The organism is Kribbella sp. NBC_00382 (assembly GCF_036067295.1).
Classification (GTDB): domain Bacteria; phylum Actinomycetota; class Actinomycetes; order Propionibacteriales; family Kribbellaceae; genus Kribbella.
Genome location: NZ_CP107954.1, coordinates 6,268,762 through 6,286,665 on the forward strand (window position 1 = coordinate 6,268,762; position 17,904 = coordinate 6,286,665).

The 17,904-nt window shown below is 68.6% G+C and carries 11 protein-coding genes; 9 read left to right on the forward strand and 2 right to left on the reverse strand.

The annotated features are described in order from the left end of the window. Positions 1-85 precede the first annotated feature (85 nt). The 9 genes from OHA70_RS29835 (at position 86) to OHA70_RS29875 (ending at position 15,588) form a co-directional block, all read left to right on the forward strand. The gene (locus OHA70_RS29835; protein ID WP_328323081.1) at positions 86-2,113 is read left to right on the forward strand and encodes an APC family permease; all 2,028 of its coding nucleotides are present in this window, start codon (positions 86-88) and stop codon (positions 2,111-2,113) included. Then, positions 2,110-3,279 (forward strand): class I SAM-dependent RNA methyltransferase, encoded by a 1,170-nt coding sequence (locus OHA70_RS29840; protein WP_328323084.1) that lies wholly within the window; start codon positions 2,110-2,112, stop codon positions 3,277-3,279. The genes OHA70_RS29835 and OHA70_RS29840 overlap by 4 nt, the downstream gene beginning before the upstream one ends. Positions 3,280-3,339: 60 nt before the next feature. After that, entirely contained in the window at positions 3,340-8,850 is a 5,511-nt protein-coding gene (locus tag OHA70_RS29845; RefSeq protein ID WP_328323086.1) for a hypothetical protein, read from the forward strand. 9 nt (positions 8,851-8,859) lie between these two features. Next, positions 8,860-9,792, forward strand: a complete 933-nt coding sequence (locus tag OHA70_RS29850; RefSeq protein WP_328323088.1) for an LLM class F420-dependent oxidoreductase — start codon at positions 8,860-8,862, stop codon at positions 9,790-9,792. A 4-nt stretch (positions 9,793-9,796) separates the two neighbouring features. Next, positions 9,797-10,093, forward strand: a complete 297-nt coding sequence (locus OHA70_RS29855; protein WP_328323090.1) for an LLM class flavin-dependent oxidoreductase — start codon at positions 9,797-9,799, stop codon at positions 10,091-10,093. Positions 10,094-10,183: 90 nt separating this feature from the next. Then, the gene (locus tag OHA70_RS29860; protein ID WP_328323092.1) at positions 10,184-11,335 is read left to right on the forward strand and encodes a Fic family protein; all 1,152 of its coding nucleotides are present in this window, start codon (positions 10,184-10,186) and stop codon (positions 11,333-11,335) included. Positions 11,336-11,479: 144 nt separating this feature from the next. Further along, positions 11,480-14,266: an aconitate hydratase AcnA gene (gene acnA / locus OHA70_RS29865; protein WP_328323094.1), complete on the forward strand. Its 2,787-nt coding sequence runs from the start codon at positions 11,480-11,482 to the stop codon at positions 14,264-14,266. A 144-nt stretch (positions 14,267-14,410) separates the two neighbouring features. Then, positions 14,411-15,001, forward strand: a complete 591-nt coding sequence (locus OHA70_RS29870) for a DUF3558 family protein (RefSeq protein ID WP_328323096.1) — start codon at positions 14,411-14,413, stop codon at positions 14,999-15,001. 32 nt (positions 15,002-15,033) lie between these two features. Next, entirely contained in the window at positions 15,034-15,588 is a 555-nt protein-coding gene (locus tag OHA70_RS29875) for a HEAT repeat domain-containing protein (RefSeq protein WP_328323098.1), read from the forward strand. Here the strand turns inward: OHA70_RS29875 and OHA70_RS29880 are convergent. Both OHA70_RS29880 and OHA70_RS29885 read right to left on the reverse strand, forming a co-directional pair. After that, positions 15,585-15,995, reverse strand: coding sequence for an HIT family protein (locus OHA70_RS29880; RefSeq protein ID WP_328323100.1), 411 nt, complete (start codon positions 15,993-15,995; stop codon positions 15,585-15,587). The genes OHA70_RS29875 and OHA70_RS29880 overlap by 4 nt on opposite strands. Then, on the reverse strand, positions 15,995-17,896 hold the full coding sequence (locus tag OHA70_RS29885) for a Na+/H+ antiporter (protein ID WP_328323105.1): 1,902 nt from the start codon (positions 17,894-17,896) through the stop codon (positions 15,995-15,997). The genes OHA70_RS29880 and OHA70_RS29885 overlap by 1 nt, the downstream gene beginning before the upstream one ends. Positions 17,897-17,904: the final 8 nt, after the last annotated feature.

The following is a 17,904-nucleotide window of genomic DNA, read 5'->3' on the forward strand; positions in this document are numbered from 1 at the left end:
TCCTTGCCCCACCTGGGGCCGCTGGCATCGGTCTCGGCAGGGATAGACGCTACACCGGACCGGTGCTGCCTCTAACATCACCGGTGTGACTCCCGCTCTAGGCGACATCGGCAAACGCATCCTCATCGGACGCAAGCTGCGCAGCGCGCAGCTCGGCGAGACGCTGCTCCCGAAGAAGATCGCGCTCCCCGTGTTCGCCAGTGACGCTCTGTCATCGGTCGCGTACGCGCCGGACGAGATCTTCCTGACCCTGTCCGTGGCCGGTCTGGCGGCCTACTCGTTCTCCTGGAAGATCGGCCTGCTGGTCGTCTTTGTGATGCTCGTCGTGGTCGCGTCGTACCGGCAGAACGTGCACGCCTACCCGTCCGGCGGCGGCGACTACGAGGTTGCCACTGTCAACGTCGGGCCGACCGCCGGTCTGACGGTGGCGAGCGCGTTGATGGTCGACTACGTGCTGACCGTGGCCGTGTCGATCTCGTCGGGGGTACAGAACGCGAAGTCCGCGCTGCCGTTCCTGGCCGGCCACGAGACCCCGCTGGCCGTGACGCTGGTCCTGATCCTGACGGCGCTGAACCTGCGCGGAGTACGCGAATCGGGCGCGCTGTTCGCGATCCCGACGTACATCTTCATGGCCTCGATCATCGGGATGGCGATCTGGGGCTTCATCCGGCTCAGCGCGGGGAACCTGCCGCTGGCCGACAGTGCGCAGTTCGACATCGCGCCGGAGACGGGGCACGAGATCTTCGGTGGTCTGGCCGGGGCGTTCCTGCTCGCCCGGGCGTTCTCCTCGGGGTGTGCCGCGTTGACCGGTGTCGAGGCGATCAGCAACGGCGTACCGGCGTTCCGCAAGCCGAAGAGCAAGAACGCGGCGACCACGCTGCTACTGCTCGGCACGATCGCCGTGACGATGCTGATGAGCATCTTGTTCCTGGCCAGCAAGATCAGGCTCCGGTACGCCGAGGATCCCGCGACCCAGCTGCTCCAGAACGGGCAGCCGGTCGGCGACAGCTACACCCAGAAGACGGTGATCGGCCAGATCGGCGACTCGGTCTTCTCCAACTTCTCGCCCGGCTTCTACCTGGTGATCGGCGCGACCATGCTGATCCTGGTGCTGGCCGCGAACACGGCATTCAACGGCTTCCCGGTACTGGCCTCGATCCTGGCCAAGGACGGCTACCTGCCCAAGCAGCTGCACACCCGTGGCGACCGGCTTGCCTACAGCAACGGCATCATCTTGCTGGCGCTCTGCGCGGTCGGCCTGATCATCGCCTTCAACGCCGAGGTGACGAAGCTGATCCAGCTCTACATCGTCGGGGTGTTCGTCTCCTTCACGCTCAGCCAGTTCGGCATGATCCGGCACTGGACCAGGCACCTGAAGACCGAGACGAACGGCGCCAAGCGCGCGCAGATGATGCGCTCCCGGGTGATCAACGCGATCGGCCTGACCATGACCGGGCTGGTCCTGGTCATCGTGCTGCTGACCAAGTTCACCCACGGCGCCTACATCGCGATCATCGCGATGGCCGTGCTGTTCCTGCTGATGAAGGGCATCCGCCGGCACTACGACACGGTCGGCCGCGAGATGGCAGTCGACGCCGACGACTCGCTGATGCTGCCGGCCCGGGTGCACTCGATCGTGCTCGTCTCCAAGCTCCACAAGCCGACCCTGCGAGCACTGGCCTTCGCCAAGGCGGCCCGGCCCTACATGCTCGAGGCAGTGACGGTCGATGTCGACCGGGAGGAGTCGGAGCAACTCCAGGCCGAGTGGGACTCCCGGGACATCCCGGTACCGCTCAAGCGGCTCGCGTCGCCGTACCGGGAGATCACTCGCCCCATCGTGCAGTACGTTCGAGACATCCGGCGGCAGTCACCGCGGGATGTGGTCATGGTCTACATCCCGGAGTACGTCGTCGGGCACTGGTGGGAGCACATCCTGCACAACCAGAGCGCACTACGGCTCAAGGGACGGCTCTTGTTCACACCTGGTGTGATGGTTACGTCCGTTCCGTACCAGCTGATCTCGTCCCAGGCAGCTGAGGAGCGGCAGGACCGTGAGGAACGCGTAGCCGGCCAAGTACGGCGCGGCGCGCGCAAGAGTTCAGGAGACCGGTGACGGCTGAGCAGATCGTCGGGACGCTACTGGAGCTGGAAGTAGGGCCAGTAGCTCACGGCGGGCACTGTGTCGCGCGCTACGAGGGCCAAGTGGTCTTCGTGCGGCACGCGCTACCAGGTGAACTGGTGCACGCCCGTGTGACCGAGCAGACCAGCAAGTACCTCCGCGCGGACGCAGTACAGGTACTGACGCCCTCACCGCAGCGGATCGAACCGCCCTGCCCGTTTGCCGGGCCTGGCCGGTGCGGCGGTTGCGACTTCCAGCACGCCAACATCGTCGAGCAGCGGCGGCTGAAGGCGACCGTGGTGTCGGACACGCTGCGGCGGATCGGCGGCATCGAGCGGAACATCGTCATGGAGTCGCCTGGCGACGACGGCCTCGGGTGGCGGACCAGGATGCGGTACGCCGTAGTCGGCGGCCGGCCCGGGATGCGTGCGCACCGGTCGCATGACCTGGTGCAGATCGACAAGTGCCTGATCGCCCACCCGGGTACTCCGGACGTACTGCATGAGCAGTGGCCGGACGCTACGTCGGTGAAGGCAGTGGTGTCGTCGGAGGGCAAGACGGCGGTACTGACCGACGACAACTCCGGTGGGCGAGTAGTGGAGGTCGTGCGGAACAGGCGCTTCCGGGTGGAGGCCAATGGGTTCTGGCAGGCACACCCGGCCGCTCCCGAGACGCTGGTGGACGCAGTACTGGCTGGGCTGGAGCCGCGCTCTGGTGAGACCGCTCTGGACCTGTACTCCGGCGTGGGGCTGTTTGCTGCGTTCCTGGCCGAGGCGGGGTGCGCAGTACTGGCTGTCGAGGGCAGCAAGGATGCAGTGAAGAACGCGCGTCGGAACCTGCATGACCTGCCGGCGGTGACGCTCGAGGCCGGTGATGTCGGCAAGGTACTGAACAACGCGGCCGGGCAAGGGCTGGAGTCGGTCGACCTGGTCGTGCTCGACCCACCGCGGACGGGGGCCGGCAAGGACGTCGTACGGCGTATCGCGGCGCTCTCGCCTCGCAAGATCGCGTATGTCGCGTGCGACCCGGCGGCGCTGGCGCGCGACCTGAAGACGTTCGGGGAGCTGGACTACGGGGTGAGCTCGCTGCGGGCGTTCGATCTGTTCGGGATGACGCATCACATAGAGTGCGTGGCCGTGCTCGAACCGCGACCTGCCTAGCGGCGCTTTCTCGGGTACCGTTCTGGCTTGTTCGCTGGATAGGCACTAGCAGGAGACCCGATGCCGCTCGTCGACCTGGACGACCCGGAGGAGTTGCGCGCCCGCTGGAGCGCGCTCGCCGCGGTCGCCCATGCCACCGGCTACGACCGGCGCTGGTACGCGGACGAGCACGGCTGGTACCACCAGGACGAGACCGGCAGCGACCTGCGGATGGTCCGGCTCGACGGTGGGCGGGCGGTGCTGTTCGGGTTCCACACGCAGCACACGCAGACGGCTGAGGCTGATCTGCTGGCGGGTGCTCCCGACTGGATCGGCCAGCCTGAGGTCAAGCGCCGGATCGCTGGTGGGGATCTGGGGTTCGTCTACGGCAGCTTCAGCGGGACGTGGGCGCGGGCGTCGTACCCGGGTGACCCGTGGCAGCCGCTGGATGACGGGTTCCTGCCGATCGGCGAGTGGATCACCTCGGACGAAGAGGCCGCCCGCGAGATGATCGAGTGGGCCGCCGAGTGGTCCGACTACCTCGGTGGGCTGGACGAGCTGCTGCCGATCGGCGTGCGGTTGATCCGTACTGCGGCGACCACCGGCATCACCTCCGAGTCGCTGTTGGACCTCTTCGAGCGGCTCGGCATCGGGCCGCATTCGCCGCAACACCCAGACCTCCGCGCTGCCCTGGCCGCCGCCAACGCCTTCAACGGCACCGCCGCCAGCGAACCGGCCCCCGCCACAGCCTCACCCCGCACCCCGTCCCCAGCCACACCCCGACGCCCCGCGCCCCCCGCTGCGCCAGGCTTCGAGGCACCCGCTGGGTACACCGCGCCGTCCGACGCCTATGCGCCCGCAGAGCCGCTGGCCGACGAAGCGGACGATGAGGAGTCCGTTCTCGTCCCACCCGGCATCAGCCCCTTCACCGGCCAGCCGATCGGCGACGACGCCGACCTCATCATCGGCGGCAACGAGCCCTTCACCGTTGATCCGCAGTACGCCTCGGAACCGCCGTACGCTCCAGAACCGCCCTACGCCTCCGAGCCGCCCTTCACCTCCGAACCCCCCTTCACCCCGGAACCGCCGCTCAACCCGGAGCCCCCGTTCCGCCCTGACTCACCCTTCGCTCCGGACCCCCAGCCGGATCCTCCGGAGCCCGAGCCAGACCCCCCGTACCAGCCCGAAGACGCGGCAGCCCACGCCGACGACTACGGCGTAGTCGCCAAGAAACCCCGCCTCTTCCGCCGCCGCAAACACGAAGACCCCGACCCGCAGCCCCCACACACCGGCACACCACCCGCCGGTACGCCGCACGCGCCCCCGGCAGGCGCTCCGTACGCACCACCCGCCTCTACGCCGCACGCGCCCTCTGCCGGTGCGCCGTACGCGCCGACGCCCGGCGACCCGTATCGCTCGCCCGTGCCGTACACCTCACCAACCGACGGCCCCAGGACCCCCGCGCCAGGCACCCAATACGCGCGATCCACCGGTGACCACCCCGGCCAGGCGGACGCCCCCGTTCCGCCGATGGACCGGCTCCCGTCATCCGAGCCACGGGTCGGCGGCCCGGTCAACGACGGCGAGGACTTCTACGCGAGCCTCTTCGCCGACGCCCCAGCCGCCGCGACGTACGTACCAGACGTAATCCGCGACACCCCAGCGGACGCAGACGCCTGGTCCGCCGACGACGCCACCAACGAAATCGCAGCAATCCCCGACGACACGGGCGAGATCACCACCGCCCCCGGCGTCCCCACCTCCTACGAAGACGCCCCCACCCCAGACGTCTCACCCCCCGACGACGACACCGCCTCCAACGAAGTCGGCCTCACCCCAGGCGTCTCCGCCTCCGACGACACAGGCGAGCTCGCGCCCGTCCCGGACTTTCCCGCCGTCTCCGCCTCCGATGACACCGGCGTCATCCCCCCGATCCCCACCGACGAAGACGCCTCCCCAGCTGCCCCGAATCCGCCCCGAAACCCCTTCGCCCGTCCTCCCTCCGCCCAACCCCAAGACCCCGCGGTCCAACGCCCGAACCCCTTCGCCCCACACCCGAACCCCTTCGCGCCAGCCCCGTCCAACGCGCCCTGGCCGGCCAGCGACAGCGAGCCGGCGATGCACGCCGAGTCGCCCACGGACGTCCGTCCGACCGCAGACACCGAGCGTCACGCAGCCCCCGAACACGATTCGAACCACGAGCCGGCGGAGCACACCGAACTAGCCGCCGAACCCGCTCGGCTCGCGCCCCCCGAGCGTCACCCGAACCGCGAGTCAGCCGCACACACCGGCCTGGACGCCGGGCCGACCGCGGACTCCGGCCGTGACCCGAACCGCGAGCAGGCTACCCAGACCGAGCCGCCCGCTCACACCGAGCGTGAGCTCGCTGCGGGCACCGGGTGGGCGGCGGACGCCGAGCGCGATCGGGACCGCGGATTGGCTGGGCACACCGGGTTGGCCGCGGACGCTGGTCTGCTTGCGGACGGTGCCTACCCCGACCTTGATCCCGGCGACGAGCCGGCCGCGCACAGCGGTCTAGCTCAAGACACTGGGCGAGCTACGCACACGGAATATGGTTCAGACGACGAGCTCGCTGCGGACGCCCGTCGGGCCGCGAACACAGAGCTGACCGGGCATACGGGGCAGGCCGCGGACGCCGAGCGCGATCCGGACCGGGAGTCGGCTACGCACGCCGGGCTGGCTGCGGATGCCGGGCGGTTTGCTGGCACGGAGCTGACCGGGCATAGCGGGCAGGCCGCGGACACCGAGCTTGAACCGGGCCGGGAGTCGGCTGCGTACGCCGGGCCGGCTGCGGATGACGGGCGGATTGCGGATGCCGGGCGGGTTGCTGGCACGGAGCTGGTCGCGGGCGCCGAGCGTGGTCGGGACCGTGGGATGGCTGCTGACACGGATCTGGGCGCGGACGCCGGGCTGGCTGCGAGAGCGGGTTCCGGTGCGCCCGAGCGAACCTTCGGCGACAGCCAGCACGAGCGGACGACGGACGGCGCTGGCGCCTCGGAGGAGCGCTCCGAGTCCTACGGCGTGGAGCCTCGGGCGCAGGCAGGTCTAGGGGGCTTCGAGTCCCGCCAGGCAGCGTTCGGGGACGGTGCGCAGCGCGGTGCTCGGGATGCTGGAGATACAGGGCTGGGTGCGAGCGCGGATCCTGATGCTCGCGAGCGCACCTTCGGTGACCGCCAGCAGGAGCGGACGGCGGACGGCGCTGGCGCCTCGGAGGAGCGCTCGGCGCCCTTCGGTGTAGACCCAGGAGCGCAGGCGGTAGACCCAGGAGCGCAGCCGGGTCTGGGGGGCTTCGAGTTTCGCCGGGAAGCGTTTGAGGACGGCACGCGGGCCGGTGCCGGGGATGCCCTTGATGCGGATCGCGGGCTGGATGACGACACCGCGGCGTACGAGCGTGTTGCTGAGGCGCAGTCGGAGCTAGGGCTGGCCGCACGGCCAGAGCCGGAGCTGGAGCCAGAGGCGAAGTACGCGCCGGAAGCGGTGTCGGAGGCGGAATATTCGACGGAAGCGGTGCCGGAGGACGTGCCGGAGGCGCCGGTTGAACCTGCGAAGCCGGAGTGGATCGGGGGCGCTTGGATCAACGGCGTGTGGGTGGAGGATGTTGCCGCCTACCTGGCCGCTCAGAACGCCGCGGGTCCTGCGAAGGCTGCCGAGGGAGATGCCTCTGGTGCAGCAGACGTCGGCGACGTCCAGCCTGCTGACGAGTCTCCGACTGAGGAGCACGTACTAGGGTTGACCAACCTCGAGCAGAGCGCGGAGGAACCTCCGACTGAGGAGCACGTGCTTGGGCTCACGAATCTTGCGCACGGCGCGGAGGAGCCTCCGACTGAGGAGCACGTACTAGGGCTGACCAACCTCGAGCAGAGCGCGGAGGAGCCTCCGACTGAGGAGCATGTGCTTGGGCTGACGAGTCTTGAGGAGGAGTCGGAAGGGCCTCTGGCTGAGGCGGCGTCGATGGATGAGGCGCCGACTGAGGAGCGGGTTCTTGATGTTGGCCGGTTCGAGTTGGCTGAGGAGCCGGGGACTAGGGAACGGGCTCGAGGCTTCAATCGGTTTGAGGAGCAGGCCGATCGGATCTTCGGGCACCGGCGGTCTGAGCAAGATGTCGACGGGGCGGATGCTGACCAGGCTCACGGGGCTGGGGAGGTTGAGCGGGAAGAGTTGGACGGGCAGTTCCCAGGGGGTGGCGAGCAGGTTGTTGATGAGCCGCCGACCGAGGAGCGGGTCTTTGGGCTCGTGGGTGGGGAGGCCGACGAGGCGGCGGCTGAGCAGTCGTTGGACGTAGTACCGGCTGAGGTGGAGCAGTCTGGGGCGGAGCGGTCTGGGGAGGGGCTGCCGGGTGACGGTGGCCTCGAGCCGGAGGGTGAGGCTCAGGGGGAGGTTGAGGGTGATGCTCCTACGGCTGAGATCGCGGCCGTGGTTGAGGATGATCCTGAGGATGAGTACTACGCAGCCGGTAGTTCGCCTTTCGCGCCGGTAGCGCGGGATATCCCGCCGAACGGGTTCAGCAGTCTTGAGCCGTTCGGGGACTTCGACTACCGGATGGGCGACGAGGCGTTCCACGACGAGATCCTCGGGGAGGCCGACTGGACCGCCGACCAGCTAGGCGAGCCGCAACTCCAACAGCCACTGCCCCAACAGCAGCAACCCCAAGAGTCGCGACACGAAGAGTTCCAGCAGCGGCAGGCCGCGGACGAGGCGTACGACCCGGAAGAGGTTCGCGAGCCGGAGGAAGTGGCGGCGACTGACGTCACGGCTCAGTTCGAGGCGATCCGGGTAGACGACGAACCGCAGGCCTCGGAGCAAGCACCCTCAGAGCAAGCATCCTCAGCGCAAGCGCCCTCAGAGCGGGCATCCTCAGCGGAAGCGCCCTCAGAGCGGGCATCCTCAGCGGAAGCGCCAGAGGAGGTACCGGAGAAAGCGGGCGACGCCCACGTCGACGCTGCAGCCAGAGCGGCTGAGGGTGTCGCTGAGGCTGAAGCGCAGGTTGAGGCTTCGGAGCGCCCGGAGAAGTTGGTGGTGCCCGACGAGGGCGGCGGTGCCGTCGCCATCCCCGGGCTCGGTGTCGTCGGTGGCGAGAGCCCCCGCGTCGAGACGCCGCCCGGTTCGATCGAGGAGGCTATGCGCGCCGAGGTTGAGCGCCCCCGCCCGCGCCCCAAGGAGTCGGCCGCCTTCCACGCGCTGCGCGACTGGTGCCGCGCCCGGACCAAGGTCGTCCCGTCCGGCTTCACCATCCAGGTGCAGGTGCTCGACCCAGCAGCACCCAGCTATCGGTTCGACCTCGAGCCACCTGAGGTCGACGACCCGCAGTACGGGGCTGAGATGCTCACCGAGCTCCTCGGCGACCTCTGGCTCGCCGAGTCGCAAGGCGAGCAGGGTGGCTGGCTGTTCGCGCGGCTGGATGCGGCCGGCCGAACGCTGCGGATCGATCGCTGGTACGACAGCGTGCCCGACTGGTGGGACAACCCGGTCGAGTCGCGGCTCGACGTGCACGGGCTGGTCCGGCGGCTCAACGGGCGTGGTCCGGACTGGCAACCGTCGTACCTGGAGAAGCTGTACACCAGCGCGAGATAGCGTTGCGGCATGTTGCTCAGGATCTTCACCGAACCCCAGCAAGGTGCCACCTACGACGATCTGCTGGCGGTCGCCCGCAGGACGGAGGAGTGCGGTTTCGACGCGTTCTTCCGCTCAGACCACTACCTCGCGATGGGCGATGGCGACGGCCTGCCCGGCTCGACCGACGCGTGGATCACGTTGGCCGGACTGGCTCGCGATACCAGCCGCATCAAGCTCGGTACGTTGGTCAGCCCGGTCACCTTCCGCCATCCCGGCGTACTGGCGATCTCGGTCGCGGGGGTGGATCAGATGAGTGGCGGCCGGGTGGAGCTCGGTCTCGGTGCGGGCTGGTTCGAAGCTGAGCACCAGGCGTACGGACTCGACTTCCCGGACACGCCCGGGCGCTTCGACCTGCTGGAGGAGCAGCTGGAGCTGATCACGGGTCTGTGGGACACGCCGGTGGGGGAGAAGTACAACTTCGACGGCGAGCACTACCAGATCAAGGACTCGCCGGCGCTCCCGAAGCCGGTCCAGCAGCCGCATCCGCCGATCATCGTCGGCGGCGCGGGCAAGAAGCGGACGCCTGCCCTCACCGCGAAGTACGCGTCCGAGTTCAACGCCGGCTTCCGCAGTGTTGAGGAGACCAAGGCACTCTTCGACCGCGTCCATGCAGCCTGCGAGGTAGCCGGCCGGGATCCCAAGACGCTCACGCTGTCGACCGCACACACCGTTGTCGTGGGCAAGGATGACGCCGAGGTACGCCGGCGCGCGGCCGTCGTCGGTCGCGACCCGGAGAACCCTGGCGACGGCTCCATCGTCGGTACTCCGGCGCAGATCGTCGACCACCTCGGACGGCTCGCGGCAGCCGGTTCGCAGACCCACTACCTCCAGGTGCTCGACCTCGCCGACCTGGATCACCTCGACCTGCTCGCATCGGACGTCCTGTCGCAGGTCTCCTGACTCGATGCTGCTCAGGATCTTCACCGAACCGCAGCAGGGCGCCACGTACGACGATCTGCTCGCAGTTGCCCGCAAGACGGAGGAGTGCGGATTCGACGCGTTCTTCCGGTCGGACCACTACCTGGCGATGGAGGGCTGGGACGGTCTGCCGGGTCCGACGGACTCGTGGATCACGCTGGCCGGGCTGGCCCGCGAGACGAGCCGGATCAAGCTCGGTACACCTCGAGCTGATCGCCGCAGAAGTCCTGCCCCACTTCTCCTAGCAACGCTATTCCGAGTTAGAGTGCCTAAGTCGGAATAACTCCGGCGCTATTCCGACTTAGGCGGGGCAGATGGCGACAGGTGATCAGGCCGAACCGACCTGGCCTGCTCACGTGCCCGAGGTACGGCCTTGGCGGCAGACGCAGCGACGGGGACGTCCGAGGACCGGAAGCTGACCGAAGTGGTCACCATGCGGCCGCCACTGATCGCGGAGTTGGAGGTCCGGTTGGCCCCCGCGGTGAGCGCGGCCGCGGAGACCTGCGTGCGCGAGATCGTCGCGCTCGATCATTCGCACGGCGCCGACCTGAAGGGTCTGGAGACGCTGCTGATGCGGACCGAGTCCGTTGCGTCGTCCAAGATCGAGCGGATCGAGGCCTCCGTCGACGACTTCGCGCGGGCGCTGCACGGGGTCCGGTCGAACGCGTCCGCGACGTCGATGGTCGCCGCGGCGGACGCGCTGGTGACGATGATCAACTCGGTCGAGAGTGGCGCCGACATCGAGGTGAAGCATCTTTTGAAGGCGCACCGGGCGCTGATGATCGACGACCAGCACGAGCGTGCTTACGCCGGCCGTCTCCGGGACATGCAGAACTGGATCGGTGGCAGCGACTACTCGCCCCGGATCGCTTGGTTCGTGCCACCGGCCGCGGACACCGTCGAGGAACACCTCGAAGACCTGGTCTCGTTCGCGAATCGCGACGACTTGCCGGTACTGGCCCAGGCGGCCATCGTGCACGCGCAGTTCGAGTCGATCCATCCCTTCACCGACGGCAACGGGCGGATCGGCCGTGCGCTGATCAACGCGGTATTGCGACGCCGCGGCGCGACCCGGCAGGTCGTGGTGCCACTCGCGTCAGCGCTCGTTGCGCGGCGCGACGAGTACTTCGGCTTGTTGACCGACTACCGCGCGGGCCGGATCGAGCCGATCATCTCGGCGTTCTCGGCAGCGGCGGCCATCGCGGCGCGCGAGTCGCAGCTCACCGCCGGCCGGATCCTGACGATGCCCGAGGTCTGGCGGTTGGTGATCACCGCGCGCCGGGGGAGTGCGGCGGCCAGATTGCTGGACGGCCTCGTGGCTGCTCCGGTGTTCTCCGCCGATGACGCTGTCCAGGCGATCGGCGGGTCGACGAGCAGTGTCTATTCAGCGATCGAACAGCTGCATGAGGGTGGTGTGATCCGGCCCCTCACCCGGCGCGTCCGCGATCAGGTGTGGGGCGCGTCCGACGTACTCGATGAAGTGGAACTCCTCGGCGCGCGGATCGCGGCCGCGTTCGTGCAGTGAGGACCTGCGGAAGTGGCTCGATGTCGTGTATCTTGATGTCGAGAGAGTTTGTGGGCGAGGTTAGGGGAGCCTGACCTCGCGGCCGGGCCGGTGGCTCGGCAGGATGGGTTCAGCGGATACAGGACCGGATAGAGGAGCAGGTTGATGGCCAGCGTCGACAGCTTCGGTGCCAAGGGTGCACTCGAGGTCAACGGAACGTCGTACGAGATCTTCAGGTTGGCGGGTATCGAGGGCGCTGAGACGCTGCCGTACTCGCTCAAGGTGCTGCTCGAGAACCTGCTGCGCACCGAGGACGGCGCGAACATCACCGCCGAGCACATCAGCAAGCTCGGCAACTGGGACGCGAGCGCGGCGCCCGACACCGAGATCCAGTTCACCCCGGCCCGGGTGATCATGCAGGACTTCACCGGCGTGCCGTGTGTCGTCGACCTGGCCACCATGCGGGAGGCGGTCGCCGAGCTCGGGGGCGACCCGACCAAGATCAACCCGCTGGCGCCGGCCGAGCTGGTCATCGACCACTCGGTCATCATCGACGTCTTCGGCCGTCAGGACGCCTTCGAGCGCAACGTCGAGTTGGAGTACGGGCGCAACAAGGAGCGGTACCAGTTCCTGCGCTGGGGCCAGACCGCGTTCGACGAGTTCAAGGTCGTACCGCCGGGCACCGGCATCGTGCACCAGGTCAACATCGAGCACCTGGCCCGGACCGTGATGGTCCGCAACGGCCAGGCGTACCCGGACACCTGCGTCGGCACCGACAGCCACACCACGATGGTCAACGGTCTGGGCGTGCTCGGCTGGGGCGTCGGCGGGATCGAGGCCGAGGCCGCGATGCTCGGCCAGCCGGTCAGCATGCTGATCCCGAAGGTCGTCGGCTTCAAGCTGACCGGGTCCGTCCCGGCCGGCGCGACCGCGACCGACGTCGTACTGACGATCACCCAGATGCTGCGCAAGCACGGTGTGGTCGGCAAGTTCGTCGAGTTCTACGGCGACGGGGTCGCGGCGGTGCCGCTGGCCAACCGCGCCACGATCGGCAACATGAGCCCGGAGTTCGGCTCCACCTGCGCGATCTTCCCGATCGACGACGTGACGCTGGAGTACCTGCGCCTCACCGGCCGCGGCGACGACGAGGTCGCTCTCGTCGAGGCCTACGCCAAGGAGCAGGGCCTGTGGCACAACGCCGACATCGAGCCGCGCTTCTCGGAGTACCTGGAGCTTGATCTGTCGACGGTCGTACCGTCGATCGCGGGCCCGAAGCGGCCGCAGGACCGGGTCGTGCTGAGCGAGGCCAAGGAAGGCTTCCGCGGCGCGCTGGCCGACTACGCGAGCAACGACGACGAGGCCGACGTCGACCCGTCGGAGCTGGGCAGCTTCCCGGCCAGTGACGCCCCGAACGGTCACGGCCACACCAACGACGACCCGCACGTCCCGCACGGTGCGGGCGCCGCCGGCCGGCCGAGCAAGAAGACCAAGATCAGCCTCAACGGCCAGGAGGTCGAGCTCGACCACGGCCACGTCGTGATCGCCAGCATCACCTCCTGTACCAACACGTCGAACCCCTCCGTCATGCTGGCCGCCGCGTTGCTGGCCAAGAACGCGGTCGACAAGGGCCTGACCAGCAAGCCGTGGGTCAAGACCTCGCTCGCGCCGGGCTCGAAGGTCGTCACCGACTACTACGACAAGGCCGGCGTCACGCCGTACCTGGAGAAGCTCGGCTTCCACCTGGTCGGCTACGGCTGCACCACCTGCATCGGCAACTCGGGCCCGCTGCCCGAGGAGGTCTCGGCCGGTGTCCAGGAAGCCGACCTCGCGGTCGTGTCGGTACTGTCCGGCAACCGCAACTTCGAGGGCCGGATCAACCCGGACGTGAAGATGAACTACCTGGCGTCCCCGCCGCTGGTGATCGCGTACGCGCTGGCCGGCACGATGGACTTCGACTTCGAGACCGACGCGCTGGGTCAGGACACCGACGGCAACGACGTGTTCCTGAAGGACATCTGGCCGGCCGCCGACGAGGTCGAGAAGGTGATCGCCTCCTCGATCAACAAGGAGATGTTCACCAAGGACTACGCCGACGTCTTCGCCGGTGACGAGCGCTGGCAGTCGCTGCCGACGCCCGAGGGCAAGACCTTCGCCTGGGACGCCGACTCGACCTACGTGCGCAAGCCCCCGTACTTCGACGGGATGGCCAAGGAGCCGTCGCCGGTCACCGACATCGCCGGCGCGCGGGTGCTCGCCAAGCTCGGCGACTCGGTCACCACCGACCACATCTCCCCGGCCGGCTCGATCAAGGCTGACGGCCCGGCAGGTAAGTACCTGGCCGAGCACGGCGTCGACCGCAAGGACTACAACTCGTACGGTTCCCGCCGCGGCAACCACGAGGTGATGATCCGGGGCACGTTCGCCAACATCCGGCTGCGCAATCAAATCGCGCCGGGCACCGAGGGCGGCTTCACCCGCGACTTCACCAAGGACGACGCGCCCGTCACCTCGATCTACGAGGCGTCGGAGTCGTACCTGGCCGCCGGTACTCCGCTGGTCATCCTGGCCGGCAAGGAGTACGGCTCGGGATCGTCCCGCGACTGGGCGGCGAAGGGTACGGCGCTGCTCGGCGCGAAGGCCGTCATCACCGAGTCCTTCGAGCGCATCCACCGGTCGAACCTGATCGGCATGGGCGTACTGCCGCTGCAGTACCCCGAGGGCGAGAACGCGGAGTCCCTCGGCCTGACCGGCGAGGAGACCTTCGACATCACCGGGGTCACCGCACTCAACGACGGACCGGTACCGCCGACCGTCCACGTCAAGGTCACCGGCACGGACGGCTCGGTCAAGGAGTTCGACGCCGTGGTCCGGATCGACACCCCTGGTGAGGCCGACTACTACCGCAACGGCGGCATCCTGCAGTACGTGCTGCGGTCGCTGATCGCCAACTGAGCACTGCCGGTACGGCGTACTCCGGGCTGCCGCCTGGGGTACGCCGTACCGGTCTGTTAATGGGGTTGGTCGCTCGTCGTAATACAGTCCTGGTTAGCTGTCGCTGCCTGGTCGGGCGGCCGGGCCTCTTTTCCGGGGGGAAACTTGCGTTACCCAGCTCTTGTACTCGCGGCGGTTCTGCTTGTCGCGGGGTGTGCGGCCGAGGAGCCGACCACGTACGGGCCGACCACCGCCGGACCGACGATCCGGCCGAAAACTAGTGCGCCGGTGGACGAATCGACGCTGCCTCCGATCGAGGAGGAGTCCACCGCGCCGCCGAAACCGCTCTGCGAGATCTTCAGCACGGCGGAGATCAGCACGACGCTCGGACTAGCGGTCCGCAAGGCCGTGACTAGCAAGAACGGCCCGTACATCACCTGCACCTGGGCGACGGTGAAGCCGGTGGACGGTCCCGGGGTCGTCACGATCACCCGGGGCGACGGGTCGCTCTACACCGCGTACTCGCAGAAGATGATCGGCGAGGCGAAGGCGAAGAAGGCCCGCGGCAAGAAGCTGCTCGAAGGGGTCGGCGACCAGGGCTTCGCGATCGGCGCATCGGTCAGCGGTATCCCGATCTGGTACGCCGCTGTCGAACACGCCGGTGTGCTGACCGGGGTGCAGCTCTCCGGGGCGGGCAGCAAGGCCAGCGTCGGCACGATCAAGGCGTTCATGATCGAGATCCTGGCCCGCGGCTGAAAACTGTCGGCCGGGTCCGGTTGACTGAGGGCATGGAACGGGAACATCCACGCGAGGTGATCCACGCCGCCTGCGCGAAGTACGGCGAGGACGTGGTGATCGACTGGTGCGTCGCCTTCCTCACCGGCGAGATCTCCGGCGAGGACGCCTACGGCCCCGACCTCCCGAAGCTCGTGGCGATCACGGGCTCCGCGAACCCGGGCGGCTGGTCACAACCGGTCGACCCGGTGAACTACTACTGGATCCGGGTCTGGGCGGCCCGAGCCTTCCTCTACATCTGGCGCGACGACGTGGTCGAAGCCCTGGCCGCAGTCGCCGACGACCCAGCCTGGCGAGTCAGCGAACACGTAGCCCGCATCACCGCCCAACGCGAACTCGGCCAACTGGTCGACGCGCTGCTGCCGATGCTCGACCACGAGTTGCCTCGCGTCCGCGCAGCCGCAGTACGAGCCATCGGCGCCGCAGGCGAATACGAACACGCCGCAGCAGTCGAAGCACTTCGAGAGGACCCGGACAACGCAGTACGAGTAGCCGTCGACCGAGCCCTCGAAAAGCTGTCCCAACGGCTCGACCGCCCGCTGAGCTAAAGGGCGTTGCGCAGCCTTTCGGCGTACTGCGCTGCCTCGGCGTCGTCGGCGTATTTGGTGCGGGGCCAGAAGAAGCCGCGGAGGCCGTCGCCCTTCGTGCGGGGGACGACGTGGACGTGCAGGTGCGGCACCGACTGGGAGACGACGTTGTTGGCGGCAACGAAGGACCCTTGGGCGTCGTACGCAGTACGGACCGCAGCCGCGACGGTGCGAGCAGCGCCGAAGAGGGGCATCATCAGCTCGTCGGGCAGCTCGACCAGGGTCGGGATGTGCTCGCGGGGGACGAGCAGGGTGTGGCCCTTGAAGACCGGCCTGATGTCGAGGAAGCCGAGCACCTCAGGGGTGTCGTAGACGATGTGGGCCGGTGTCGAACCGGCGATGATCGAGCAGAAGAGACAGTCCGCCATCAGCCCAGCTTCTCGTCTACGAAGCACCAACGCCAAGTCTCACCCGGCTCGAAGCTGCGCATCACCGGATGCGCGGTCTCGTCGAAGTGCTTGCTCGCGTGCCGCGCGGGCGACGAGTCGCAGCAGCCGACGTGACCGCAAGCCAGGCACAACCGCAGGTGGACCCAGGTACCGCCGTCGCGCAGGCATTCCTCGCAGCCGTCGGGCGTGTTCGGCGTGAGCACGCAGGGCGCCGAGGCGAGGTGCTCGCACTCGGCGACCGTCGTCGGGGGAGCGGTGAGGTTGTCCGACGTACCGCCGACGTCGTCGGCCTCGGAGCGGTCGAGGATGGACTCCTCGATGTCGAGCGCCATCTGGGCGCGTTGCAGCACCTCGTCGGCGACCAGACCGTCGTCGCGGATCTTGAGGATGTGTGACCGCTCGGTCTCCAGCATCGCCATCCGCAGCCGGCGGTACGTCTCGCTCGGCGTCTCCAGATCGGTCTCCGCCCGGCCGAGGCGTTCCCAGGCGGCCAGGGCGCGCGACTCGCCGCGCTGCCGGAGCAGGCTGACAACCTCGGGAGAGTCATTCGGCGTGACGAGCTCGTCGAGCGTCTGCTCGGCGGCACGGTGAGCACCCTGCAGTACTGCGGCCTCCTGCAGCGCATCCTCGGCCGGGTCGGGGCCGGGCAGGCGCAACCGGCGTACGAGCCAGGGCAGCGTAGAGCCCTGCAGCAGCAGGGTTCCGGCCGTCACCACGAGCGCGATGAAGACCAGTACCTCGCGATGTGGCGTGTTCTCCGGCAGGACGAAGACGGCCGCGAGCGTGACCACGCCGCGCATCCCTGCCCACGACACCACGATGAGCGCCCCCACGCTGACCGGGCCCGGCCGGGAGCGGCCGAGGATCCGCCGGGACAGGTAAGTGACCGGGAAAAGCCAGATGGGCCGGAGCAGGACGGTCGCCGCGAAGACACCGGTCGTGGCCGCCGCGATGGTCCAGGCCGAGAGCGGGCTCTGCGAGAGGTCGTCGAGGATCCACCGGGTCTGCAGGCCGATCAGCAGGAAGACCGTGTTCTCGAGCAGGAACTGGAACGTTCGCCAGTTGGTCCGCTCGGAGATCCGCGACGCCGCCGACTGGATGATCGGCGCCTTGTGGCCGAGCAGCAGGCCGGTGACGACGACGGCGAGCACGCCGGACGCATGCACGTAGTGGTTCTCGGCGGCGACGTACGCGATGAACGGAGCGGTCAGGCTGAGCGTGGTGTCCAGGACCGGATCGGTGAAGCGCTTGCGGACCTTGGCCAGCACGATCGCGACGACCAGGCCGACCGCGACGCCACCACCGGCGGCGCGGAGGAAGTCGAGACCGACGTGCAGCAAGGTCGGCGTGATCAGGGCGGCGGCGATCGCGGTGTTCAGGCAGACCAGGGCGGTCGCGTCGTTGAGCAGGCTCTCGCCCTCGAGGATCGTGACGACCCGGCGGGGGAGACCGACCTTCTTGGCGATCGCGGTGGCCGCGACGGCGTCGGGCGGCGCGACGACGGCGCCGATGGCGAACGCGGCCCACAGTGGCAGCGGGTTCTCGCTGACCATCGACGGCCCGAGCAGCCAGTACGCGACCAGGCCGACTCCAGCGGCGGTGAACGCGACCAGGCCGACCGACAGCAAGCCGATCGAGCGGCGGTGCTGGGAGAAGTCGACCAGGCTGGTCTTGATCGCCGCGGAGTACAGCAGCGGCGGCAGGAAGCCAACCAGGACGACCTCATGGGACAGCTCGACCCGCGGTACGAACGGCAGGTACGACGCGGCGATCCCGATGACGACGAGCAAGAGGGGAGCCGAGATCCCGATCCGCCGGGCGAGAGCGGCACCGGCCGCGACCACGGCGACGAGAGCAACGATCTCGATCGCGATATCCACGCGCACAG